This is a genomic window from Hyphomicrobium sp., assembly GCF_036780825.1.
In the GTDB taxonomy this organism is placed as follows: Bacteria; Pseudomonadota; Alphaproteobacteria; order Rhizobiales; family Hyphomicrobiaceae; genus Hyphomicrobium_C.
In genome coordinates, this window is sequence record NZ_DAIQCD010000031.1 from 1 (window position 1) to 23682 (window position 23682).

Here is a 23682-nt window from a genome sequence, read left to right on the forward strand (position 1 = left end):
ATCACGTGCCCCAGCGCGAAGAGAACATGACGGCCTACGAGATGATGCTCTCGGAAAGCCAGGAGCGCATGCTCATGATCCTGAAGCCCGGCCGCGAGTCTGAGGCGGAAGCGATCTTCCGCAAATGGGGCCTCGACTTCGCCGTCATCGGCACCACGACCGACACGGGGCGCATGGTGGTGCGCCACAAGGGCCGCGTGGAGGCGGATCTGCCGGTTCCGGTGCTGGCCAACTCTGCGCCCGTCTACGAGCGTCCCTGGTCGCAGCACGTGCCCCCGCAGCCGGTGCTGCCGCAATGGGTCAAGGCCCCGGAGAGCAACCTCGGCGCCTTGAAAGAGATGATGGGCTCGCCCGCCCTCTGCTCGCGCCGCTGGGTGTGGGAGCAGTACGACCACATGGTGATGGGCGACACGGTCGGCCGTCCCGGAGGCGACGCGGCCGTGGTGCGCGTGCACGGCACGCAGAAGGGCCTCGCCATGACCTGCGACGTGACCCCGCGCTACGTCGCGGCCGACCCCGAGATGGGCACCAAGCAGGCCGTCGTCGAGACCTGGCGCAACCTGACCGCCGTCGGCGCCGATCCCATCGGCATCACCGACAACATGAACTTCGCCAACCCCGAGCGCCCCGAGATCATGGGCCAGTTCGTGGGCTCCGTGCGCGGCATGGCTGAGGCTTGTCGCGCGCTCGACTATCCGGTCGTCTCGGGCAACGTCTCGCTCTACAACGAGACCAACGGCGTCGGCATTCCCCCGACGCCCGCCATCGGCGGCGTGGGGCTCATCCCCGACGTCGCGCATATCGCCGACATCCGCCTGAAGCGCGAGGGCGACCTCCTGATCGTCATCGGCGGCGAGCAGGGCTGGCTCGGCCAGTCACTCTATCAGCAGATCGTCTGCGAGAAGCTCGAGGGCGCGCCACCCCCCGTGGACCTCGCCGACGAGATCAAGGCCGGCCGCCTCGTGCGCACGCTGATCCGCGAGAGCAAAGTCTCGGCCGTCCACGACGTCTCTGATGGCGGGCTCCTCGTCGCCGTGGCCGAGATGGCTCTGGCTTCCGGCGAGATGGGCCGCGGGTGCATAGGCGTCGAACTCTTCGCCTACGAGGGGAAGCTCCCCCACCACGCCATCTGGTTCGGCGAGGATCAGGGCCGCTACGTGCTGGCCGCCGATCCCGCCCGCGCCGAAGAGATCGTCGAGCGGGCTCGCCTTCTCGCCCTCCCCGCGCGCATCATCGGCCGCACAGGCGGCGATGCCCTCGTGCTCAAAGGCGAGGACCCGCTGCCACTATCGGAGCTGGCCGAGATTAACGAGCGCTGGCTGCCAGGTTATATGGCGGGCGAGATTTGAGGATTGAGACTTCGCGTTCCTAAAGCGGGATCTATTTGGCAGGAAGCCGCGCAAAAGCTCGAATGGCATTCCCCGCCCGCTCAGGGTTAAAAGAAAATGCGTATCTGAAACAATCTTATTTGCGCGCTAGAGCCGTTCCCGTTTTTAGTCGAATCTGGGAACGGTTCTAAGTTTCTGTTTCTTCGCGCTTCATACGGTCACTTTAACCTGCATGGCTTCGCCAGAACCGGTTCCCACTTTTCCAGGAGCACTCTCGAGGACACATCATCAAAAGCGGACATATAGCCAGGGGCTAGCCTCGATCCTGAAGCTCACGCCGCAGACGTCCGTATTTTGGGCCTAGAAGCGATCGCCCTAAACTCCGCATGTCGCCTCGGGATGGCGTGTTCAAGAGCCGCACGCCCGTGCGCACATTTCTATGCTATTAGAGATGTATGAGTAACAATCTGAGCAAAATCCTGCCCCCGGAGGGCAATCAAGCCACCCCTGAGAGAAAAACGGTCCAAACACTGACCGCTGACGATTGTCGCTGGCCTTTTGGCGACCCGTTGGTCGGTGTTTTCTACTTTTGCGGCGCGCGCAGAAGGGACGGCAGTCCGTACTGCGACCACCACATCCGCGAGGCTTTTCAAGCCCCGAAACCCCGCGCCACCGTCCATCGGCCGCAGCTTACCTGAACAATCCGTCGAGCTTTCACGCCACAATATCACGCTGTGATCGTTCACAGCGTGATATTGCTTGCCTCAGCTACGCGTCTGCTCAAGGCTTCAGAAGCTAAGCCGGTAATGCTCCGGTGAGCCCAGGCGCGAGGTGCAAAAGCCTGTTATTTTCCAGCGGGCGGCTTTCCGTGCCGGCGAAGCGATGGTCGCCCGGTGAGCGGGCGCTAACCGCCAGCTTTTTTTCCTCACTCCCCCCAGCCGCCGATCGCCTTCACCTCGAGATATTCCTCGATCCCGAAGCGGCCCCACTCGCGGCCATTGCCGGACTGCTTGTAGCCGCCGAAGGGCGCGCGCCGGTCATTCATGGCGCCGTTGAGGTTCACGTTGCCGGCGCGGATGCGTCGGGCAACGGCGCGCGCGCGATCGACGTCACCAGCCGACACATAGCCCGCGAGCCCATAGGGCGTGTCGTTGGCGATGCGCACCGCGTCGTCCTCGTCCTTGTAGGGGAGAATTGACAGCACCGGCCCGAAAATCTCCTCGCGCGCGATCTCCATTTCCGGCGTCACGTCGGCGAAGACGGTCGGGCGCACATAAAAGCCCGTGTTGAGGCCGTGCGGACGGCCCGCCCCGCCGGCGGCGAGCGTCGCGCCTTCGGAAATGCCGCTCTCGATCAGGCGCTGAACCTTCTCCCACTGCGTGCTGTTGGCCACGGGGCCGAGATCCGTATCTCGCGAGCGCGGATCGCCGACGCGGAGGCGATCGGCGACTGAAGCCGCGATGCCGGCCGCCTCCTTCATGCGCGCTTCCGGCACCAGCATGCGCGACGGCGCATTGCAGGATTGCCCCGAGTTGTTGAAGCAATGGCGCGCGCCGCCGCTCACGGCTGTTTCGAAATCCGCATCCTCGAGGATGATGTTCGCCGATTTGCCGCCGAGCTCTTGGGTCACGCGCTTCACCGTCGGCGCGGCGCGCATGGCGACATCGATACCGGCGCGGGTCGAGCCCGTGAACGAGATCATGTCGAGCCCGGGATGCGCACTCATGGCGGCGCCCACCTCGGGGCCGAGGCCGTTGACGAGGTTGAACACGCCCGGCGGCACGCCCGCCTCGTGCAGCACCTCTGCGAGGATCAGCGCCGCCGTTGGCGTGTATTCAGAGGGCTTGAGCACCATCGTGCAGCCGGCAGCAAGCGCCGGCGCGACCTTGCACGCGATCTGGTTCATCGGCCAGTTCCAGGGCGTGATCTGACCCGCCACCCCAATGGGCTCGCGCACCACCATCGCCGCCCCAAGCCGCTCTTCGAAAACGAAGCTCTTGAGCGCGTCGTGCGTGGTCATGAAATGGCTGAGTCCTGCCGCCGCATGCACGCGCTCCGCGAGCGTGAGGGGCGCGCCCATCTCATCGGAAATAGCGGCGCCCACATCCCGCATGCGTCGGCCATAGAGCTCGATAATGCGCGCCAAGAGCGCCACCCGCTCCTCACGCGAGGTGGCCGCGAAGGATGGCCAGGCGGCGCGGGCGGCGGCGACCGCCGCATCGACATCGGCCGGGCAGCCGATCGCCAAGTCGTAAATGTGCTCTTCAGTCGCCGGATTGACCACCGGAAAGGCACGCGCCTCCTGCGGCGAGACCCAAGCACCGCCGATATAGAATTTCGTCCGATTCGCCATCCGTTCCCCGCGCGCCACGCTGCCAGTCGGTTCTTTTTTGGCACGCTGGAGCCAGCGAGGCCAGTCTCAATGAGGGCCGACTTGCCGCACCGCATAACGCGCGTGAAACGAAATGGTAACTTCGAAGCGTCGCATTTTTGGAAATGAAAAATAGAAATTAGAAAATAGGCAACTCTAAATAGATAAAAGTTTAAGTTTCTTCTGCGATATTTGGAGCCAAGCAAATATCGGAGTTTCCTGTCATGCGTAACGTAGCTCTCGCGGGAATTCTGGCTATCGCCCTGGTCCCGCTCTCCCTCGACCGCCAACCGCTCAATGCTCATACCGTCGAAGCCCCGCCCGTGTCGCTTGCAGCGGCTCAGGACATCATCTCGTCGGCTCTCTTCATTGCCCAAAGGAACGCCGAGATCGAGAAGGCCTTGAAGCGCTCGGAGCAAGCACGCGAGCGTGAATTCATCGCAGCCCGCAACCGCGAGATTGCGAACGCGGTCTCCGCGAGCGCGGCAACCCGGCCCCTCCTCTTCGCCGAGGCGCGCGCCACGGCGCTGAAGATCGCGCTGGCCCGCGAGGACGCGCGGACCGGCGCTTTCACGGCAGCCCGCAATGCCGAGATTGACATGTCGATGATGCGTACGGCCGATGTTCGGGCAGCCGCCTTTGCCGCGGCGCGCAATTTGGAGATCGAGCTCTCCCTGGCGCGCGTGACTGCGGTGAAGGCGATTGCCGCCTTGCAGATCGCGGCCGCCAATCCCATCGACACGGGTAGCATCGGGCCGGCTGCGTCACGCTGCCATTGAGCACGAGCGCGGGCGGCACTCCGCCGCAGCCTTCCTCCGCCGCCCCGCTGCGTATAGACTTATAGAAAGCCGCCCCCAACCGGGGCGGCTTCACTGTGTTTGAAGGAGCCCGAGCCCATGGCCATGTCCCCGACCGAGATCACCGAACTGATCAAGGCCAGGTTCCCGGACGCAACAGTCGAGATCCAGGATCTCGCGGGCGACGGTGACCATTATGCAGCGCGCGTCGAAAGCAGCGCCTTCAAAGGAAAAACGCGGGTGCAGCAGCACCAGATGGTCTATGACGCGCTCGGTGGCCGCATGGGCGATGAGTTGCACGCGCTGGCGCTCACCACCACGGTTCCGCAGGATTGAGCCGCCTGCTTGACCCCGGACAATTGACAACGGGGAGCGCGACGCCACATCTACGGCACGCAGTCGCGCCGGCCGCGCACGGACGGCGCCCCATGCGTGGATCGGTTGAATGGGTCGACCTGCATGGAAGCTTCCGGCTTCCCAGGCATTAAAAATAAGGAAGGGGTTCGGCGATGAGCGAGACGGCCGTCCACGAGGCAATCAAGAAGACAATCAGCGAGAATGATGTCGTCCTTTTCATGAAGGGCACGGCCAAGTTTCCTCAGTGCGGGTTTTCTGCGCAGGTGGCGCAGATCCTCAACCACCTCGGCGTTCCCTATAAGGACATCAACGTTCTCGAGGACCAGGACCTGCGCGAAGGCATCAAGAGCTTCGCCAACTGGCCAACCATTCCCCAGCTCTACATCAAGGGCGAGTTCGTCGGTGGTTGCGATATCGTGCGCGAGATGTTCCAGGCGGGAGAGTTGCATACGCTGATCCACGACAAGGGCATCGCGCACACGGCCCATCAGTAAGGCCGGCCGCACGCCGCGAGGCGAGCAGCACAATTGGGTCTTGAGCAATTTACGGGGCGGGGCCTTTACGGCACCGCCCCGGTCGTATCCGCCGAGATCGCGGGCGACCCTTGCTGGCCATGGCGCGCCAGCACGCCGCGCGCCCGCAGGAGGGCGGCGTCGGCCATCGCCGCCTGCCCCTCGGCCGTGGGATGGAACGCACCCCCGTAAGTCGCGGCAAGCAGAACCTGGAACCAGGAGAAGCTCTGCAGCTTGAGCACGCTCTGCAGCACCGATCCGGCCGCATGGAAGTTACCGGTCAGGAAGGCGTCATTCGGCGTGCGGAACCATCTCAGACGCGCGGCATAAGGCTGATAATGGGCCGGGTTGTAGGGGTGCCAAATGCCGTCGTTCCGGCGCGGCAGGCGCAGATCGTCGACGAGAGGCCCGAGCCCGTTCGCATGCCCCGCGCACAAGCCCCTGCCGATAAACTTGCTGCGGTGGGCCTGGGCATAGGTCCATCCATGCGCGCTGGCGCTCTTCTTCATCACCTGGTCGAGCTTGTCGGCGAGCCATGAACTCGAAAGCGCGGCCTTCTGCGTGATGCGGAATTCGTTGAAGACGTCCATGCCGGCCGTGCCGTCGCGGCACATGTTGCCGGCATCATCGAGCAGGGCGAACGGCGGATAGGCGGTGACGATGATGCGGTCGCTCTCCTGCCAGGGCACGTGCAAGATGCCGTGGAGCGCGCGATTCATCGCCTTATAGCGCTGGTCCAGCCGCGTCAGCAGTTCCTGGCTCTCGCGGTTTCCGTGCACCTGACCGAACCAGCCGCCGAGGCTGCGCACGAGCGATTCATCCGAGAGCACAGCGTTGGCAACGAGGCGCGCGAAGCCGATGTCGTTGCCGCCGACGGAAACCAGCATAAGGTCGATCTTGCGCGCCTTCTCGACCGGACACTTGGACAGCGTGAGCCCACCCTTGAGCTCCGGAATGACCCCGTTCATGTGGTAGGCTTCCGGCATGTCCACCTTGGGCGCATCGTCCTTGCCGCACTGGGCGTCGGCAACGGCGGAGATCTGCGACAGGTCAGGCGGGTTCGGCACCCATTCGTTGCCCTTGTAGCGCAGGAACAGGCCCCAGGTGACCTCGGCCCCCGAGCAGGCGAACCCGGCATACGTTACGGACCGATGCGGATCCTCGACCGCAAGGCCGAGCGCAACACGAAGCTGATAGGAATAGAGCGAGCGGTGGCAGGCCTGGTCGAGCCAGCGCGCATTTCCCCCGATGAAAGCCGCGTCCCCGATCTCTTTCCAGGCGCCGACGCGGGCCGGATAGCCGGCCAGGTCGCCGGCGCTGCTCTTGCCGTAGGCCGCCGTGCGCTCGGGTGAAAAACGCACCGGCACGTCGGGATTGCCTTCGCCGGAGCCGAAGCTGTCGCCGATGCCGACGATGAAGAGATCGGTGACCTTGACCTCCGTCGAGGCCACCGCGATGCCGCCGATCTCAGCGCGCACCGCGAGGCCGTGGGGATAGGGCGCAGTGAGCACGACATCCTCGCCGCACGGGCGCGTGACGGCGCTTTCCGCGCCCGCGCGCTCGCCCGGCTCGTGCAGTGCCGACGACACCCACCGGCAATCGAGATCCGGTTCGAAAAGCCCCTTGAGGCTCACCACCACCCGATGATGCGTGGGATTGATATAGTCGCTCTTGTCCGGGCAGATGTGTCGGTTGCGGGAGCTTGCCCAGCAGGTCTTGCGGTACATCGTCTCCGCCCACCCGGCCTCGTGGCGGCGGGAGAGCGCGTGCTCGGCGCTGAGCACGGGCGCCGTCTCGCGCTCCTCGGGGCTGAGCGTGAGATACGTTGCCCGATGCACCTCGGTGTCTTTCGGATCGACGAAGAACCGGAACGGGTTTTCGACCCGCCATTCGATCCCGACGGCGGGCGGCGGCGGCGCTTCCCGCATATACGCGGGCGGCGCAAGCAGCGGGTCGATGGCATCGCCAATCGAAGGGAGCGGCGCCACGGCCTCTGCGCCCACAGCCCGATCCGTGAGCCCATCGCCATACTGGCGGAAACCATTGGCGTCGCCTTCGTGCCTCGGCATCGGCGGCGCGTCGAAATAGGGTTCCTGCGCCGTGGCCATGCCGATCATGAACCACGCCGAAACGATAGAAAAAATCAAAAGCCGCATCATGCTAGACATCAGTCCGGGTATTCGGCATTCGGCGCCCGCATCCTGAATTCTGGTCCCATCGAGAGCGTGAGCCAGCCTCAAAAGTGACCGCGCTAGGCCTTTCGGCGCCACTGCGCGAACCAGAGTCTCAGCACACGTGAAAGCGGCGAAATGTCGGCGATCTCCCTCAGGACATCTCGCTTTGGCGCTAGCATGACGTTGAAATAGGGCTGAACGAGGCTCATGGGCAGGAACGCGGCAAAGCGCCCGCGATCCATCGTCCCGGCGGCGCTCCGGAACGTGTCGACCGCCGAGGACGCATCCGCCGCGAGCTGCGCGAGCAGAGCCCGTGTCGCCCGCCGCGCCTCGTCCGGCGCGGCGCCGCGCGGATCCTGGGCATCTCCGAGAAACGCCGGCGGCACCGGCATGCGTCCGTGCGCGAGGTGCTGGGGCAGCGTCAAACCGATCCGCGTCAGGGCGAGCGCCCGGCTCGCGGGCTCCACGAGAGCCGGGTCGCTCCCGTCCGGGGCGCCGAGAATGGCAAGCGCCATCCGGAGCGCAGCCCCATCCGTTTCCTCCGCATAGAGGGCGAGCGCCGACGCGTCCGTGATGCCATCCTCATAGAGCTGCCGCGAAGTACCCTCGATCGGAGCCATCAGCAGCGCCTCTGAAAAGCCCTGCCGCGCCCGCAGCGCCTGCACCGCGTCGGCCACTGGATTCCCGGAAGGTTTGGGCGCCACGAGCGCGTCGCGCCACCATTGGAGGCGGATTTCCCCGATCGCCGGATCGTCGGCCACAAGCGGAATCCGTTCGATCTCGCCAAGATAGGCCGCAAGAGCGATGAGATCGCCGCGTGCGGCCGCCGGTGAGAGGAGTGCCGAGAGATAGCGGTCGCGCGCGAAGCTACGCGCCGAGTCCAGCACCGGCTGGTCCAGCACTGGCGGACCTCGCAACGCCGCGCCATTGTGCGGAGGGTTGGGCGGCATCGGCCCCGACTGGCTCATCGCCTAAGCCTCCTCTATGCGACGGCGATCAGCGCCGCGCCGACCAGGCGCCCTTCAGCCAGCAGGATGTTGTAGGTCCGCGCGGCGGCGCCGGTGTCCATGCTCTCGACCCAGAGGCCCGCCGCCTCGCAGGCGGTGCGCACGTCACGGGAAACCGGGACGAACGCCCCTCCCGTCCCGATGAGGAGGTGGCCGATCCTGCCGCTAAGCGCAATCGCTTCCCCAAGGGAGGCAGCATCGAGCTGATCGACTGACGCCACGGGCCAATCCCAGATCCCCGTGGGCAGGCACAGGATCGAGCCTCGATGGCTCATGCCGCCGAAGCGGAAGCCACCGTTACCGTAAGCATCGATGGCCACCTGCTGGGGAAGATGCGCCCGCGCGCCCATGGCAAGCCCCGCGCCCGATCAGGGCCGTGCGGCTGCCTGGCTGTTCGCCGCCGCAGGCTTTGCGGCCTCCCCGCTCCAGTCGCGCTTGATGCCGAGGTAATCGATCACCGGCGCCGAGATGAAGATCGACGAGTAGGTGCCGACGAGCACACCGAACAGCATGCAGAACGTGAAGTTGCGGATCACCTCGCCGCCCAGGAAGAAGAGCGCGAAGAGCACGACGATGGTCGTGACACCCGTCAGGATCGTGCGCGAGAGTGTCTCGTTGATCGAGAGATCGAGCAGCTCCGTCAGCGGCATCTTCTTGTACTTGCGCAGGTTCTCGCGAATACGGTCGGCCACGACGATGGAGTCGTTGATCGAGTAGCCAAGAATGGTCAGCAGCGCGGCCACGATTCCGAGATCGAACTCGAGCCAGAAAAGCGAGAATACGCCGGCCGTAATGGCGACGTCATGCACGAGGCCCACGATGACGCCGACAGAGAACTGCCATTCGAAGCGGAACCAGACATAGGCGACGATTGCGATCATCGAAACCACGATCGCGATCAGGCTCGTCGTCCTGAGCTCGCTCGAGACGGCAGGCCCCACGACCTCGATGCGCCGCAGCTCAAAATCCGGCCCCAACGCTTCCAGAACCTGCTTGGCGGCTTCCTGCTGCGCCTCTTCCTCGCCCGGCTGCTGCTCGATGCGGATCAGCGCGTCGGCATCCGTTCCGAAACTCTGGATCTGAATATCGCCGAGCCCGAGCTTGGACAGCGTCGTGCGCATATCGCCCACATCGAGGGTGCCCGAATTGGCACGAACCTCGATCATCGAGCCGCCTTTGAAATCGACGCCATAGTTGAAGCCGTTGACGAGGATCAGCCCAAGCGACAGCACCGTGAGCAAAGTCGACATGACCAGGCAATGCAGCTTGTAGCGCATGAACGGCAGCCGCACGTGGTGCGGAAAGAAGTCGTGACCCTTGAAATCGGGCACCAGGAACATGGGCGAAACCTTCCCTTGAGTGCTTCCGGAAACACGATGTCCGCATTTCCGGAGAGAAGCACGACTAAACGAAACCTCGAGTCGTTCCGCGTATCCGCTGCACAACGAGCCTCCAGAGCAGCCGCTCCAAAGGAGCGGGACGCGCTAGATCGGAACCGAGATCGACGTGGTACGCTTCGAGCCCTTGATCGCGTTCTTCAGCCACATGGCCACAAGCAGCCGGGTGACCGTCACCGCGGCAAACACGGAGGTGAAGATGCCGAGCGAGAGCGTCACGGCGAAGCCGCGAATGGGCCCCGAGCCAAGCCAGAACATGATGATCGCGGCCACGAGCGTCGTGAGCTGGCTGTCGATGATGGTGACGAACGCGCGCTGGAAGCCCGTTTCGATTCCGGCAACCGGCGTGCGGCCTGCCCTCAGCTCCTCGCGGATGCGCTCGTAGATTAGCACGTTCGCGTCGACGGCCATGGCGATGGTCAGCACGAAGCCGGCGATGCCCGGAAGCGTGAGCGTCGTACCGACGGCCGACATCAGTGCCAGAATGAGCACGCCGTGCACCAGGAGCCCGATGACCGCGTAGACCCCGAACGTGCCGTAGGCGAATGTCGTCAGGATGAGCGTGGCGACGAGACCGACGATGCCAGCGAGCTTCCCCGCCTCGATGCTGTCGGCTCCGAGAGAGGGACCGACGGTCCGCTCCTCGACGACGGTGAGCTTCGCCGGCAGCGCGCCGGAGCGGAGCTGAATGGCGAGGTTGTTGGCACTCTCGACGGTGAAGTTGCCCGAGATCTGCCCCGAGCCTCCGAGGATCGCCTCGCGAATGACCGGCGCCGAGATTACCTTGTCGTCGAGCACGATCGCAAAGGGCTCGCCCACGTGCGTCTTCGAGAAGTTGCCGAACTTACGCGCCCCCGCCTGGTTGAAGCGGAAGGTAATGATCGGCGCGTTCGTCTGCTGGTCGAAGGCAGGCTGTGCGTCGACGAGATCATCGCCCTGCACCACCGGCACTTCCTGCAGCACGTAGGCGGACTGGTAGCCCTCTTCTTCTTCGGCCGCATCGTAGACGCGGTAGCCTGCCGGCGGACGCGAGAGCTTTGCCTCCTCCGCGCTCACCGTCGGATGCACGGCGTGGAAGGTCAGCTTCGCGGTCTTGCCGATGAGCTCCTTGAGCTGGGTGGTGTCGGAGAGCCCGGGATACTGGATAAGCACCCGGTCGCGTCCCTGCTGCACGACGGTCGATTCCACCGTTCCGAGCGCGTTCACGCGCCGGTTGATGGTTTCAACCGAGGCCGCTGCTGCATGCGAGAGGCGCTCCTGAATGCCGAATTCCGTCGGTCGGATGAGAATGAGCCCGGGCTCACGGCCGCGCTCCACCTCGGAATCACTGCTCGAGGTGCCGAGCATCATGTTGCCGATCGGCTGGATGATCTTCTTCAGCTCGGTGAGCGCCTTGTCGGTCTCCTCCGGCTTGACGAGGCGCACCTGGACGGCGTCGCCGGCGATGCCGATCCCGGAGAAGCCGATCTTGGCCTCACGCAGTGTCCGCCGTGCGTCCTCGCGCAGGTTGTTGAGCCAATCGGTGCGCAGCTCCTTCTGGTCGAGAGCGAGCAGGAGATGCGCGCCGCCCTGCAGGTCGAGCCCAAGTGGCATCTGCCGTTGAGGCACGAACCCCGGCCACGATTCAACCGTCTCCTTGGAGAAGAAGTTGGGCAGTGCGAACAGGAAGCCGAGGAGCACGGTCCCCACGATCGCAAAGATCTTCCAACGCTCGAAATGCAGCATCAGCCAAGCTGTCCCCTGGAAATCGCGTCGCGGCACCGAGGGCGCCGCGTGCGATGCATCACTTCGTAGTTGCGGCGTCCTTCACCGGCTCGCTCTTGGACCGCACGTCCATGAGTGTGCTCTTGAGCACGCGAACCTTGAGCGTATCGGAAAGATCGACCTCGACCTCGTCCGAATTGTCCGGCACGCGCGCCACCTTGCCGATGAAGCCGCCGGCCGTGACGACGGTATCGCCCCGCCGCACCTTTTCCACCATCTGACGGTGTTGCTTCTGGCGCTGGCCCTGGGGCCGAATGACGAGGAAGTAGAAAATAACCACCATCAGCAGCATCGGGATGAGCAGACCGCTGAACGGGTCCGACATCGGGCTGCTGGATTGAGCGTAAGCCGAGGTAATGAACATGTGGGACTTGTCCTTGTCGGAACGTCTGGATGGGCGAGTTTAAGCGAAACACGGCCCGTCTTGCAGAAAGCATCGCCCCGCAAGCCCGTCCGCCCCAGATCCGGCGCGACTATAGTGGCGGCGGGATGCTTTGCAACCCTTGCGTCCAAAGGGTGCCTGCGATCCGCGCCGACGGGATCCGCGAGCCCATTTCACGGCCGTGAGGCCGCCTGCGCGGGCATAGCGTCTGGCCGAGAGACCATCCTGCGAGCTATGAGAGACTGCAAAATCATCTCGCGTCTTTCCACAAAAATCCGAGACTATTCAAGATGAGCAACGACCTCGACCTCGCCCGCTGCCTAGAGCGCATCGCCGCCGCCCTGGAGCGGCTGGCTCCGGCACCCCCACCGCCGCCGCGTTTTGAGGATGCCGAAGCTTTCGTGTGGCAGGCTGCGACACAAGGCTTCCTGCCCGTCGCCGAGGTGAACCGTGTTCCGCGGGAGCTTCTGAAGGGGATCGATGGCGCGGCCCGCCAGCTTCTCGACAACACGCGCCGCTTCGCGGAAGGGCTGCCGGCCAACAACGCCCTTCTCTGGGGTGCGCGCGGCATGGGAAAATCGAGCCTCGTCAAGGCCGCTCATGCCGAGGTCGCATCAGGACTGGCAGCGTCCCCGAAGGACGCTGCCACGGGAGGCGGCGGACTGAAGCTCATCGAGATCCACCGCGAGGACATCGCCACGCTGCCGGTTGCCCTCGCCATGCTGCGCGCGGCGCCCCACCGGTTCATCGTCTTCTGTGACGACCTGTCCTTCGACCACGACGATACGAGCTACAAATCGCTCAAAGCCGTTCTCGAGGGCGGGATTGAAGGCCGTCCCTCGAACGTGCTCTTTTATGCGACCTCCAACCGCCGCCATCTCATGCCGCGCGACATGGTCGACAATGAGCGCTCGACTGCCATCAACCCGTCGGAAGCCGTCGAGGAGAAGGTCTCGCTATCCGACCGCTTCGGGCTATGGCTCGGCTTCCACAATTGCAGCCAGGACGAATATCTGGCGATGGTGGAAGGCTACGCAGCCCATTTCGATCTGCCGATCACCCGCGCCGATCTCACGCGCGAAGCGCTGGAATGGAGCATGACGCGCGGCGGCCGCTCCGGACGCGTCGCCTGGCAGTTCACGCAGGATCTGGCTGGCCGTCTCGGGAGGACGCTTGCACCGCCGAGCGCGGCCGGACGTGAGGCCGCAGGGGGATCGCCGTAGCCCGACCGCAAGCCGGCGACCCGCGCCCCGCGCCTCCCCCCGCTGCCGAATGCCGCTTCGGCGCCGCCGCCGTGAACGAGATAACCCATTCGCGGCAGACAATGCGATGCAGAAAAATCCCTCCGGTAGTGTGAAAGCGGAAGATCCTACAGTCTCTCCATGAACGGCGTCGGATCGACCGGCTTCTGCCCCTGGCGCAATTCGAAATGCACCTGCGGCTGATCCACTTGGCCTGTGCGCCCGGCTTTCGCGATCACCTGGCCGCGCTTGATCTGATCGCCGCGCTTGACCAGGATCTCATCCGCATGGGCGTAGGCCGTAACCCAGCCGTTGTCATGGCGCACAAGCACGAGGTTGCCATAGCCTTTGAGCTCGTCGCCGGCATAGGCCACCACGCCGCTCTCGGCTGCGTGCACGTCCGTTCCAAGCGGCGCCGAAAGATTGACGCCGTCATTGTGCGTGCCATCCGGACGCGGCCCGAAGCCGGTGATGATGCGGCCCGTCACCGGCCAACGCAGCTTGCTGAAGCCGGCAACCGCGGTCGAGGTCTCCTTCGACACGGGTGAAACAGCATCGCTCGCCGTGTTCGTTTCGACGCGCGCCACACGCTGAGGCTGAGGCCCAGCGAGCCCGGTCCCGTTGAGCATCGTCGGCTGCTGCGGCGTCGAAGGTGTGGTTGGCGGCGTGCTCGCCGGCGCTTCGCCGAGGCGCACTACGCCCTTGGTCGGCGGAGGGGTCCCTGCAGACGGCGCGGACTGCGCCGCCTCCTGCACTGGCTCGACGGCCGGCGGGGCCTCAGCGACGACCGTCCTATCGGTCTCCGCTCCCCTACCGTCTTCGGCCGGAAGTCTCAGCACCGTTCCGGGCTGCACGCGCCGCGAATCCGTGATGCCGTTGTGGCGCTCGAGATCGGCAAGCGTCACGCCGCTCTCGCGCGCAATGGCGTAGAGCGAATCGCCAGGCCGCACGGTGTAGCGGCGCGTCCAGTCTGCCGGCGCGTCCGCTGCAGGGAAGGCTGGCCGCACAGCCACCGTCTCGTAGCTCTCACGCGGAGCGTGCCGCGTCGTCGGAGGCGCTGCTTCATAGGGCTGCTGCTGCCGCCCACCTGCGCTCGGCAGATGAAGCTGCTGGCCGGGCCGCAGATCGTCCGAAGAGAGCCCGTTGGCGGCCTTGAGCGCGGCCACGGAAACGCCGTGGCTCCGCGAAAGCGAATAGAGCGTATCGCCGGGGCGCACCTCGATCGGGCCATGCTCTGCTGCGGCAACGGAGGCCCTGGCGGTCTCGCCGTAGCCCGAGGGGTTCGCGCCGCCATAGGCCGGCGCCGGCGCAGCTCCGCCCGCGCGGGTGCCATAGCTGTTGTCATAAGAGGAAGGCGCCTGCCGGTTGGCGCCGTAGCTTGGCGCCGTATGGGCCGGCGCATTGTAGCTCGGTGCGGCGGCGCCGTAGCCCTGCCCGTAACCGGCACCGTTGGTCGGTTGCTGCGGCGGAGGCGGAATCGCGGCAGTCGTCATTGGCGCGAGGTCGGAGCGCGACACGCTGCTTCCGCCGCTCGCCGGGCGATCATACCCGGCCCCCCCATACTCGGCCGAAGCCGTGCGCCCCGTCGCGCCATAGGACGCGCTGGAATGACCGCGCGCTCCGTCGGAATACCCGAGATCGAACCGCGAAACGTTGGCGCTGCAGCCGGCCAGAGCGGCCGCCGACAGAACTGCCCCCACCTTCATGCGGCCGGTGAATAGATGACATTTACGCAAGGAACTTAACATGCCACTCACCCTGAATGCCTACTTCAGGTAACCCTTAACGCGTTAATGGAACCTTAAAGAGCGCCGTAACGAATCGCGGCACTACGAGCATCAGGCCAGGGTTGCTTGCCGCCCCCTCAGGCGCCAGGCACCGCTTGCAGCACTCGCCTTTGGGCTGAATTATCCTGCGAGTTCAGCAGATTGATCATGGCGTGCCAAATTCGGAGCGGCATCAGCCGACGCCCTTGAGGCGTCCACTCTCGCCGCCTCCGAGCGAAAGCGCCGCGCCGAGCTTTTCGCGCGCGGCCTCGTGCGTGAGGTTAAGATGGAGCGGCGTTACTGAGATCAACCCGTCCGCAATAGCCCGGAGGTCCGTGCCGGCCGCGGGATCTGCCCGGCGACGCTCGAAGCCCACCCAGAAATAGGGATCACCCCAGGTATCGCTGCGCTCTTCGATGTGCAGCCCCCCTTGATCGCGCCGCCCCTGCCGCGTCGCGACGATGCCTTTGACGTCCTGAGGCCCGAGGTCCGGGTAGTTAACGTTCATCAGCGTCATTGCCGGCCAGTCGGATGCCAGCAGCTGATGCACGATGCCGGGTCCGTGCTCGAGCGGCGTCTTCCAGTGCTGCCGCCCTTCGGGATCGAACCCAATGGTGAGGCTCATCGCGATCGAGCGGATGCCGAGCAGAGTCCCCTCCATGGCGCCCGCCACGGTGCCGGAGTAGGTGACGTCTTCGGCGAGGTTGGCGCCGTGGTTGACGCCTGAGAGCACGAGATCCGGCGGCTTGTCCTTGAGCACGTGGCGGATCCCCATGATCACGCAGTCCGCCGGCGTGCCGCGCACCGCGAAGGCCCGCTCGCCGATCTCGCGATAGCGCAGCGGCACCTGGATGGTGAGCGCGTGCGAGGCTCCGCTCTGGTTCATCTCCGGCGCTACGATCCACACGTCGTCGGAGAGCGCCTTGGCAATCTGGTGCAGCACGGAGAGCCCATGGGCTCCCGCTCCGTCGTCGTTCGTGACCAGTATGCGCATGAACCTGCCCTTTATAAGAACGCGCCTCCGAACCGAGGCACGGATCCCATGCCAGCCGGGACGCATCAGCAGATTGCGCGCCTCTCACCTCTCGGCATCATCCGAGCGTGCGCGCTTAACCTGCCTTCTCGATCTTCGCCATGCCGCCCATATACGGCTGCAAGGCCTCCGGTATTGCGACGGACCCGTCCGCCTGCTGGTAATTCTCGAGGACTGCGACAAGCGTGCGCCCGACAGCAAGGCCGGACCCATTGAGGGTATGCACGTAACGCACGTCCTTGCCGTCCTTCGCACGATAGCGCGCGCCCATGCGCCGCGCCTGGAAGTCGCCGCACACAGAACAGGATGAGATCTCCCGATAGGTATCCTGTCCGGGCAGCCATACCTCGATGTCATACGTCTTCTGCGAGGCAAAACCCATGTCGCCGGTGCAGAGCAGCATGGTGCGATAGGCCAGCCCAAGCCGTTTCAGCACCTCCTCGGCGCAATTTGTCATGCGCTCATGCTCGGCGAGGCTCTCCTCCGGCGTCGCGATGGAAACGAGTTCCACCTTCGAGAACTGGTGCTGGCGGATCATGCCGCGCGTGTCCTTGCCCGCCGCGCCCGCCTCCGAGCGGAAGCACGGCGTCCAGGCCGTAAGCCTCAGCGGCAGCTCGGCTTCGTCGAGGATACGCTCGCGCACCACGTTCGTGAGCGACACTTCCGCCGTCGGGATCAGCCAGTGCCCGGTCGTCGTCTGAAAGAGATCTTCGGCGAACTTCGGCAGATTGCCGGTGCCATAGGCTGCGTCATCGCGGACAAGCAGCGGCGGATTGACCTCGGTGTAGCCGAAGGTTCCCGTATGCAGGTCGAGCATGAAGCTCGCGATCGCGCGCTCGAGACGCGCCAGCGCTCCCTTGAGGAAGACGAAGCGCGCGCCGGAGACCTTTCCGGCGGTCTCGAAATCCATGAGGCCAAGCGCCTCGCCGATCTCGAAATGCTGCTTCGGTGAGAAATCGAACTTCGGCGGCTCCCCAACGCGCCGCACCTCCGCGTTGCCGGTCTCATCGCTTCCGACCGGCACGTCGTCGCGGGGCAGATTCGGAATGACGGCCAGCGCCTCATCAAGCGCCTTGACGAGTTGCCGCTCCTCCTCTTCGCCCTTTTGGATGACGTCCTTGAGGTCGGCCACCTCGCTCATCAGAGTTTGCGCCAGCGCCTCATCCTTGGCCGCCTTTGCCCTGCCGATCTCTTTCGAAGCGGAATTGCGCCGGCTCTGCGCCTCCTGCAGCGTCGTCACATGGCGTCGGCGCGCATCGTCGAGCGCGATCAGCTCGGCACTCGCTGGCTCAAGGCCACGCTTGCCGAGCCCGCGGTCGAACGCCTCGGCATTGTCTCTGATCCACTTGATATCGAACACGGGAGGGATTTTCCTTGGCGCAGGGTCGTCAGATGGTTTCGTCGCTGTCGTATACGGCCCCGCGCGACCCGGGTCCAGAGCGGCCCATCAGGGTGCGATCCTCGTTGCCTGGCTCGAGCGATGGAGTCTCACGTCGCCGCAGCATCCGGTGCCGCGTCTCTCGCGGCCTGCTGCTTCTCGACTCTCGCTACGGAGAAGATGGCGAGCTCGTAAAGCAGAACCGTCGGCAAGGCCATGATGACCATGCTGATGGCGTCCGGCGGTGTCAGGATGGCTGCCACTGCGAAGATGCCGACGATGGCGAAGCGCCGTCCGCTGCGCAGCGACGCTGCGGTGACGATGCCGACACGCGCGAGAAGCGTCAGCACCACAGGCAGCTGAAAGCAGAGACCGAAGCCGAAGATCAGCGTCATGATCAGCGACAGATATTCCGAGACCTTGGGCATCAGCTCGATGGTGGCGGGCCCGGATTCGCTCGCCGTGTGGGCGAGCCCCATCGAGAACTTGATCAGGATCGGCATGGCGAGGAAATAGACCACCGCCGCACCGAGCACGAAGAACACCGGCGTCGCGATGAGATAGGGCAGAAATGCTTGCCGCTCGTTCTTGTAAAGCCCAGGTGCAACGAACTTGTAGATCTGCGCCGCAACCACCGGGAAGGAGAGGAACGCCGCGCCGAACATGGCGAGCTTGAGGTGCGTAAAGATCTGCTCGAGGAAGTGCGTCGCAATCAGCCGCACGTGGTCGCTTCCCGACGCCCAGACGTAAGGCCATACCAGCACATCGTAGATGTACCGGGCGACGGTGAAGCAGAGGATGAACGTGGCGAAGAAGGCTATGGCCGCATAGATCAGCCTCTGGCGAAGCTCGATCAGATGATCGAGCAGCGGCGCCTTGGACGCGTCGATATCGTCCTGACCCGGACGCGGCAGGCTTTCCTGCATCACGCTGCTCCCGCTCCCGCCTTGGAATTGGTCTCCGCCGTCTCGCCGCTGCCGCTGCTGGCTGGTGGATCCGCCGTCAGCGCAGGTGCGCCTGCCTCGGCCACACCGTCGGCAGGCTTCGCGTCATCCCGGGCGGGCCCCTCCACGGCTTTGGGAGCCGCCTCCGCGCCCGTCTCAGTATCGATCGCCTCGGTATCGATTTTGGTCTCGGCCGCAGCCTTGACGCTTTCGACCGACCGCGTCGCGTCATCGAGCGAGGCCTTGACGCCTTCGCTCACCGCGCGAACCTCTTTTTGGATCTCGTCCATCTCCGCTTCGCGCATCGCCTGCTCGAACACGGAGCGAAACTCGTTCGCCTGCCGGCGCACCATGCCCGCATAGCGCCCGAGCGTGTTGAGGAAGCGCGGCAAATCCTTCGGCCCGACGACGATCAGCGCGACGATGCCTACGATGAGAAGCTCGCTCCAACTGACGTCGAACATCGCAACGTCCTGAATTCCGACCGGACCTGCCCGGCGGTCAGCCTGCCTTGGTCTTGTCGCGTTCTGCGGCTGGCGCCGAGTTGTCGATCACCTTGGTGTCGACCGTTGGCGTATCGTCCTCGGCGAGCCCCTTTTTGAAGCTCTTGATGCCGCGCGCGACGTCGCCCATGAGGTCCGAGATCTTATTGCGGCCGAACAAGAGAACGACGACGACGAGCAACAAGAGCAGATGGGTCGCACTCAACCCCATAGAAGGCCTCCTCTCGGCCATGATGCGGCGCCTTGGCGCCGTTTTGCCTTTCGCGTCCGCTACTCCGCACTATTGCAGAAACGCCCCGTCCCCGCAAGCGGCGCACAAGCTTCGGAAGCATGCATTATCCGACTGAAATTCAAGCAATTTCATCTTCGGTTGACGGAAAAACGAGCACGTCCCCCGGATCGATGCGGACGCGAACCTCGCTTCCGCTCTCCCACTTGCAGCCCCCCGCGATGCGCGCATTGAGCGGCGCTTCGAAGCCTTCGACCGCCACCTCGTAACGCATAGCATCGCCGAGGAATTTGGCGCTGAGAATGCGCCCCTTGAGCTCGGCCGCGTTTCCGCTGACGCCGTTGCCCGAAGCCGGCCCCAAGCTCAGGTTCCGCTCGCGTATGCAAAGCGTGATCGGCGTCCCGCTGGCAAGGCCGTTGGCGGGCAGGGTCCCGAACGGCGTGGCGATGTGTCCCTCAGCCACCCGGCTCTCGACCTCGTTGATCTCGGAGAAAAGCCGCGCAACGAACAACGCGGCCGGCCTGTAATAGAGATCCTCCGCGCCGCCCATCTGCACCAGGCGCCCGCTCCGCATCACGACGATGCGGTCGCCGAGGCGCATGGCCTCCTCCGGATGGTGGGTGACGATCATGCACGTGGCTCGCGTCTCGCGGATGAGCGCCAGCGTCTCCTCCTGCATGGCATCGCGCAGTTGCACGTCGAGCCCCGAGAACGGCTCGTCCATCAGCATCACCGCCGGCCGTGGAACGATGGCCCGCGCCAACGCCACGCGCTGCTGCTGTCCGCCCGAGAGAATGCTCGGATAGCGATCGCCATAGCGCTCGAGCCCCACACGACGAAGAATGGCCAGCGCCTCCCGCCTCGCGTCCTCGCGCGGCAGGGCCTTGAGACCGAACGCAACGTTGTCGAGGATCGTGAGATGCGGAAAGAGCGCGAAGTCCTGGAACATGAGCCCGACGCCACGGTCCTCGGGCTGCACGAAGCGCTCGCCTCCCGCCACCTCGCGATCGTTGATCAGGATCCGCCCGCCGGTGGGGCGCTCGATCCCGGCGGCGAGACGGAGCAGCGTCGTCTTCCCGCAGCCCGATGGGCCGAGCAGGCAGACCACCTCACCGGGCGCGATCTCGAACGACAGGTCGTCGATGGCGGCCCGGTCACCGTAGACCTTTGACACGCAATCGAAGGTGAGCTTGGCGGCAAACGTCGTCCCCGCCCGCGGCCGGAGAGCACCGGGCGGCGGATCAGCAGCGCGCAATCGTCCTGCCGCCGTATTGAAGAACCAGTTCGCCACGCGTGAGCCCGAGCCGATATCGAAGCGGCCCGCTCGCCCTCACCCATCTACAGCGCTCCGGCCTCCTCCTCGAGAACGGCCGGCCGGCTGCATGCGTCTTCATCTCACCTTCAGCGGAGAGATGGGCAGGAACCACGAGATTGCTGCCGGGTGCGGGGAGCGCCGCAAAGTTGACAATCCTAGTCTGGCTTACCCTCGCCTTCGCCATCCGGCAAGTCGCTACCGGACGGGGGCCCCACGGCTTCGCTCTCGCCGCTCACATCCTCGTCGTCGCCATCCGCATCCGCCGATGCATCGGCGTCCTCCTCCTCGGGGTCCTCGAGCGGCAGTTCGTCGGGCATCAACGAGGCCGCAATCGAAGGATCGGGCACGGTGAACCCTGGCGGCAGATGCCCATCGAGCAGCCCCTGGGCCTTGAGATCGGCGAGTCCGGGAAGATCCTTCACGCTGTCGAGGCCGAAATGAGAGAGGAAGCTCTCCGTGGTGCCATAGGTCAGCGGCTTTCCGGGCGCGCGCCGGCGCCCGCGGGGGCGGATCCAGCCGGCCTCCATCAGGATGTCGAGCGTGCCGGCAGACGTCGTGACGCCGCGAATGTCCTCAATCTCAGCCCGGGTCACCGGCTGGTGATAGGCCACGATCGCCAGCGTCTCGAGCGCGGCGCGCGAAAGACGCCGCTCTTCGACCGCGTGCCGTTCGAGCAGATAGCCCAGATCCTCCGCGGTGCGGAACATCCACTTGCCGGCAACCCGCACGAGGTTCACGCCGCGCGTCGCATAGACGGCCTTAATGTCGGCGAGCAGAGCCTTGATGTCGCTGCCGTGACGGAGATGGTCCGCGAGCCACGCCTCGTCGACCGGGGTGGGCGAGGCAAAGAGCAACGCCTCGATGATGCGCTGATCCTCGAGCCGCTGCTCGGCGGTTGGCGCCGTGCCGGCCGCGACGGCATCCGCTTCCGACAGCGCCCGCGCAAGCTCGACAGCCTCCGGCGCTTCGGTCTCGTCGAGGACGCTTGCATCCTCGACACCGTCGCGCGTCACCACTCTGAGTTTCGGCGGAACCATGCTCGCCATCCTTATTTCGGCGCGGAGAGGCCAGAAGCCGGCATCGCTCCGCGATCACACCCGGACGTCTACGATGCTAGTGTCTCTTATGCGTCCGAAGTTCGTTCGCAAATCCAACCGGCAGATCCGTGCAAACTTTGGCGCCGGAACGCTGGGTCAGCTCCATCATTCCTTTCAACCCGGCGGCGCGATATCGATCCGCTGCCATTCCGCACCCGCCTCACGCCGGCGCATGTAGATGGGCGAGAACGGCGCCTCTTGCTTGAGCTCGATCATGCCTTCGCGCGCCATCTCGAGCGTGGCGCCGAACGAGCTTGCCAGCACCGTCTTGTCCTCGTCCTTGGTGGCCAGATAGGTCTTGAGGCATTCTTCGAGCTCCACCCAGTTGCCCACCGCGTGGCCGACCAGATCCTCGAGCTTCGTGCGCGCCTGCTTGATCGACCAAACCTGCCGCGCCTTGACCACGTGCGTCACCTTGACGGTGCGCCGGCGCAGCTCGGAATAGGCTTTGATGAGGTCGTAGATCTCCGCCGTCCAGCGCACCTCGCTCACAGTCTCCACACGTTCCGGCATGCCGCGCGGAAATACGTCATGGCCAAGCCGCCGGCGTGTCATCAGCTCGCCGATGGCGCGCCGCATCGCCTCGAGACGCATGAGCCGGAATGCGAGACGCTGCGCCATCTCATCGGCCGAAAGCTCATCCCCAGTCTCCTTCTCCTTGGGCAGGAGCAGGCGCGATTTGAGGAAGGCGAGCCAAGCCGCCATGACGAGATAGTCTGCCGCGATCTCGATCTTGAGACGCTGCACCTCGCCGATATAGGAGAGATATTGATCGACGAGCTCGAGGATGGAGATCCTTGCGAGATCGACCTTATGCGTGCGGGCGAGCGCCAGGAGAAGGTCGAGCGGGCCTTCGAAGCCCCCGACATCGACGATCAGGGCTTCCGAGGACGCAGGCGCAAGATCGCTGTCTGGTGCTTCCCAGCCGGCGTTCGCCTCCACAACCTGTCCTGGATCGTCGATCATCGGCCTCTATCATAGCGGGTTAACGGCCGGCGGCGAAGGGACTCAAGGTTCGCGCCAGGCTCATCCGGACGGCACACTACACTGATTCAGCATGCCGTCCGCCGGTTCCAAGGACGCGTGCCAATTGCGCCTCGGCCTTGGCTCGGTCATAGGGTTCGCTGCGCCGGAGAATTGCCAGCGCTGTGCGGAACCGCCGCAGCGCCGCCCCGGTGAGCCGCGGTGCTTCGGACGCCACCTCTTCCATCTCGGACAGGGTCCCGCTGCAATGGAGCGCCAGATCCGAGCCCGCCGCCAGCACCGCCCGCGTCCGCGCTCCGAACGAGCCGGAGAGCGCCTTCATGCCGAGATCGTCGCTCATGAGGAGGCCATCGAAGCCGATGTCGCCGCGGATGATATCCTGCGTCACGCGCCGGGACGTGCTGGCGGGCTCGACGGCGTCCAGGGCAGCGAAGACCACGTGCGCGGTCATGGCGGCCGGCATATCCGAAAGAGCTGTGAACGGCGCGAAATCGGTGGCCTCGAGCAGGTCCTGCGGCGCGCTCACCACCGGCAGCCCGAGGTGGCTGTCCTCGGTCGCCCGGCCATGGCCGGGAATATGCTTGATCACCGGCAGCACGCCGCCGGCCATCAGCCCCTCGGCCACGGCCCGCCCGAGCGTCGCGGCCTGCTGCGGGTCGCGCCCATAGGCCCGGTCTCCGATGATGTCGTGGGCCTCCGGCACCGGCACGTCGAGGACCGGGGCGCAATTTGTGTTGATGCCAAGCGCTTTGAGGTCGTCCGCAAGAAGGCGTGCTGTGAGAAACGCTGCCTCCTGCGCCGCGCCGGCATCCTCGGCGTAGAGGTCGGCATAGGCGCGAGCGGGCGGAAGCGTGCGTCCGAGCGGCGGCCTGAGGCGCTGCACGCGCCCGCCCTCCTGATCGATGAGCACGAGGAAGTCGTCCCCCGCTCCCGCCGCCTCGCGCACGTCGCCGACGAGGCGTTGGATCTGCTCATGTCCGATGCAATTGCGCGCAAAAAGGATCAGCCCCGCCGGGCTCGCGGACTTCAGAAACGCGGCCTCGGCGGAGGAAAGCGTTTCGCCTGCAACGCCGCAGATGAAAGCGTGGGGCATGAGGCGCCGA

General features: G+C 65.2%; 23 protein-coding genes. 6 read left to right on the forward strand and 17 right to left on the reverse strand.

The window, feature by feature from the left end; all coding sequences use genetic code 11:
* On the forward strand, nucleotides 1-1349 hold a 1349-nt coding region (locus V7P99_RS11675; protein WP_333794996.1), incomplete at its 5' end, for an AIR synthase-related protein.
* Between the two features lie 434 nt (nucleotides 1350-1783).
* Nucleotides 1784-2026 carry a GcrA family cell cycle regulator gene (locus V7P99_RS11680; protein WP_333794997.1) on the forward strand — a complete coding sequence of 81 codons (243 nt, stop codon included), beginning with the start codon at nucleotides 1784-1786 and terminating at the stop codon, nucleotides 2024-2026.
* A gap of 227 nt (nucleotides 2027-2253) precedes the next feature.
* On the opposite strand, the gene V7P99_RS11685 is transcribed toward V7P99_RS11680, so the two are convergent.
* Nucleotides 2254-3681 (reverse strand): aldehyde dehydrogenase family protein, encoded by a 1428-nt coding sequence (locus V7P99_RS11685; protein WP_333794998.1) that lies wholly within the window; start codon nucleotides 3679-3681, stop codon nucleotides 2254-2256.
* Between the two features lie 242 nt (nucleotides 3682-3923).
* Here V7P99_RS11685 and V7P99_RS11690 point away from each other — a divergent pair, with 242 nt between their 5' ends.
* From V7P99_RS11690 to grxD, 3 genes are all read left to right on the forward strand, one after another.
* A complete protein-coding gene (locus V7P99_RS11690) occupies nucleotides 3924-4478 on the forward strand; it encodes a hypothetical protein (protein ID WP_333794999.1) in 555 nt (184 codons plus the stop codon).
* A gap of 117 nt (nucleotides 4479-4595) precedes the next feature.
* Nucleotides 4596-4832: a BolA family protein gene (locus V7P99_RS11695; protein WP_333795000.1), complete on the forward strand. Its 237-nt coding sequence runs from the start codon at nucleotides 4596-4598 to the stop codon at nucleotides 4830-4832.
* Between the two features lie 173 nt (nucleotides 4833-5005).
* Entirely contained in the window at nucleotides 5006-5347 is a 342-nt protein-coding gene (grxD, locus tag V7P99_RS11700) for a Grx4 family monothiol glutaredoxin (RefSeq protein ID WP_333795001.1), read from the forward strand.
* Nucleotides 5348-5412: 65 nt separating this feature from the next.
* On the opposite strand, the gene V7P99_RS11705 is transcribed toward grxD, so the two are convergent.
* The 6 genes from V7P99_RS11705 to yajC all read right to left on the reverse strand — a co-directional run bounded on the left by V7P99_RS11705 (nucleotide 5413) and on the right by yajC (nucleotide 12071).
* Complete coding sequence (locus V7P99_RS11705; RefSeq protein WP_333795002.1) at nucleotides 5413-7482, reverse strand: hypothetical protein; 2070 nt, start codon at nucleotides 7480-7482, stop codon at nucleotides 5413-5415.
* A gap of 134 nt (nucleotides 7483-7616) precedes the next feature.
* On the reverse strand, nucleotides 7617-8507 hold the full coding sequence (locus V7P99_RS11710; RefSeq protein WP_333795003.1) for a squalene/phytoene synthase family protein: 891 nt from the start codon (nucleotides 8505-8507) through the stop codon (nucleotides 7617-7619).
* Between the two features lie 14 nt (nucleotides 8508-8521).
* The gene (locus V7P99_RS11715; RefSeq protein WP_333795004.1) at nucleotides 8522-8896 is read right to left on the reverse strand and encodes an Mth938-like domain-containing protein; all 375 of its coding nucleotides are present in this window, start codon (nucleotides 8894-8896) and stop codon (nucleotides 8522-8524) included.
* 18 nt (nucleotides 8897-8914) lie between these two features.
* Nucleotides 8915-9886, reverse strand: coding sequence for a protein translocase subunit SecF (gene secF / locus V7P99_RS11720; RefSeq protein WP_333795005.1), 972 nt, complete (start codon nucleotides 9884-9886; stop codon nucleotides 8915-8917).
* A 144-nt stretch (nucleotides 9887-10030) separates the two neighbouring features.
* On the reverse strand, nucleotides 10031-11668 hold the full coding sequence (gene secD / locus V7P99_RS11725) for a protein translocase subunit SecD (protein ID WP_333795024.1): 1638 nt from the start codon (nucleotides 11666-11668) through the stop codon (nucleotides 10031-10033).
* A gap of 58 nt (nucleotides 11669-11726) precedes the next feature.
* Nucleotides 11727-12071 carry a preprotein translocase subunit YajC gene (yajC, locus tag V7P99_RS11730; RefSeq protein ID WP_333795006.1) on the reverse strand — a complete coding sequence of 115 codons (345 nt, stop codon included), beginning with the start codon at nucleotides 12069-12071 and terminating at the stop codon, nucleotides 11727-11729.
* 308 nt (nucleotides 12072-12379) lie between these two features.
* On the opposite strand from yajC, the gene V7P99_RS11735 reads away from it, so the two are divergent.
* The gene (locus V7P99_RS11735; protein ID WP_333795007.1) at nucleotides 12380-13312 is read left to right on the forward strand and encodes an ATP-binding protein; all 933 of its coding nucleotides are present in this window, start codon (nucleotides 12380-12382) and stop codon (nucleotides 13310-13312) included.
* A gap of 146 nt (nucleotides 13313-13458) precedes the next feature.
* On the opposite strand, the gene V7P99_RS11740 is transcribed toward V7P99_RS11735, so the two are convergent.
* The 10 genes from V7P99_RS11740 to nagZ form a co-directional block, all read right to left on the reverse strand.
* Nucleotides 13459-15036: a peptidoglycan DD-metalloendopeptidase family protein gene (locus V7P99_RS11740; protein ID WP_333795008.1), complete on the reverse strand. Its 1578-nt coding sequence runs from the start codon at nucleotides 15034-15036 to the stop codon at nucleotides 13459-13461.
* A 253-nt stretch (nucleotides 15037-15289) separates the two neighbouring features.
* Complete coding sequence (surE, locus tag V7P99_RS11745; protein WP_333795009.1) at nucleotides 15290-16090, reverse strand: 5'/3'-nucleotidase SurE; 801 nt, start codon at nucleotides 16088-16090, stop codon at nucleotides 15290-15292.
* A 115-nt stretch (nucleotides 16091-16205) separates the two neighbouring features.
* Entirely contained in the window at nucleotides 16206-17489 is a 1284-nt protein-coding gene (gene serS, locus V7P99_RS11750; protein ID WP_333795010.1) for a serine--tRNA ligase, read from the reverse strand.
* Nucleotides 17490-17617: 128 nt separating this feature from the next.
* A complete protein-coding gene (gene tatC, locus V7P99_RS11755; RefSeq protein ID WP_333795011.1) occupies nucleotides 17618-18433 on the reverse strand; it encodes a twin-arginine translocase subunit TatC in 816 nt (271 codons plus the stop codon).
* Complete coding sequence (tatB, locus tag V7P99_RS11760; protein ID WP_333795012.1) at nucleotides 18433-18915, reverse strand: Sec-independent protein translocase protein TatB; 483 nt, start codon at nucleotides 18913-18915, stop codon at nucleotides 18433-18435. Before tatB ends, tatC begins: the two co-directional genes overlap by 1 nt.
* Before the next feature lie 37 nt (nucleotides 18916-18952).
* Nucleotides 18953-19165: a twin-arginine translocase TatA/TatE family subunit gene (gene tatA / locus V7P99_RS11765; protein WP_333795013.1), complete on the reverse strand. Its 213-nt coding sequence runs from the start codon at nucleotides 19163-19165 to the stop codon at nucleotides 18953-18955.
* A gap of 139 nt (nucleotides 19166-19304) precedes the next feature.
* A complete protein-coding gene (locus tag V7P99_RS11770; protein ID WP_333795014.1) occupies nucleotides 19305-20474 on the reverse strand; it encodes an ABC transporter ATP-binding protein in 1170 nt (389 codons plus the stop codon).
* Nucleotides 20475-20653: 179 nt separating this feature from the next.
* Entirely contained in the window at nucleotides 20654-21535 is an 882-nt protein-coding gene (gene scpB, locus V7P99_RS11775) for an SMC-Scp complex subunit ScpB (RefSeq protein ID WP_333795015.1), read from the reverse strand.
* A gap of 174 nt (nucleotides 21536-21709) precedes the next feature.
* Complete coding sequence (locus V7P99_RS11780; protein ID WP_333795016.1) at nucleotides 21710-22561, reverse strand: segregation and condensation protein A; 852 nt, start codon at nucleotides 22559-22561, stop codon at nucleotides 21710-21712.
* A 76-nt stretch (nucleotides 22562-22637) separates the two neighbouring features.
* Nucleotides 22638-23672 (reverse strand): beta-N-acetylhexosaminidase, encoded by a 1035-nt coding sequence (nagZ, locus tag V7P99_RS11785; RefSeq protein WP_333795017.1) that lies wholly within the window; start codon nucleotides 23670-23672, stop codon nucleotides 22638-22640.
* Nucleotides 23673-23682: the final 10 nt, after the last annotated feature.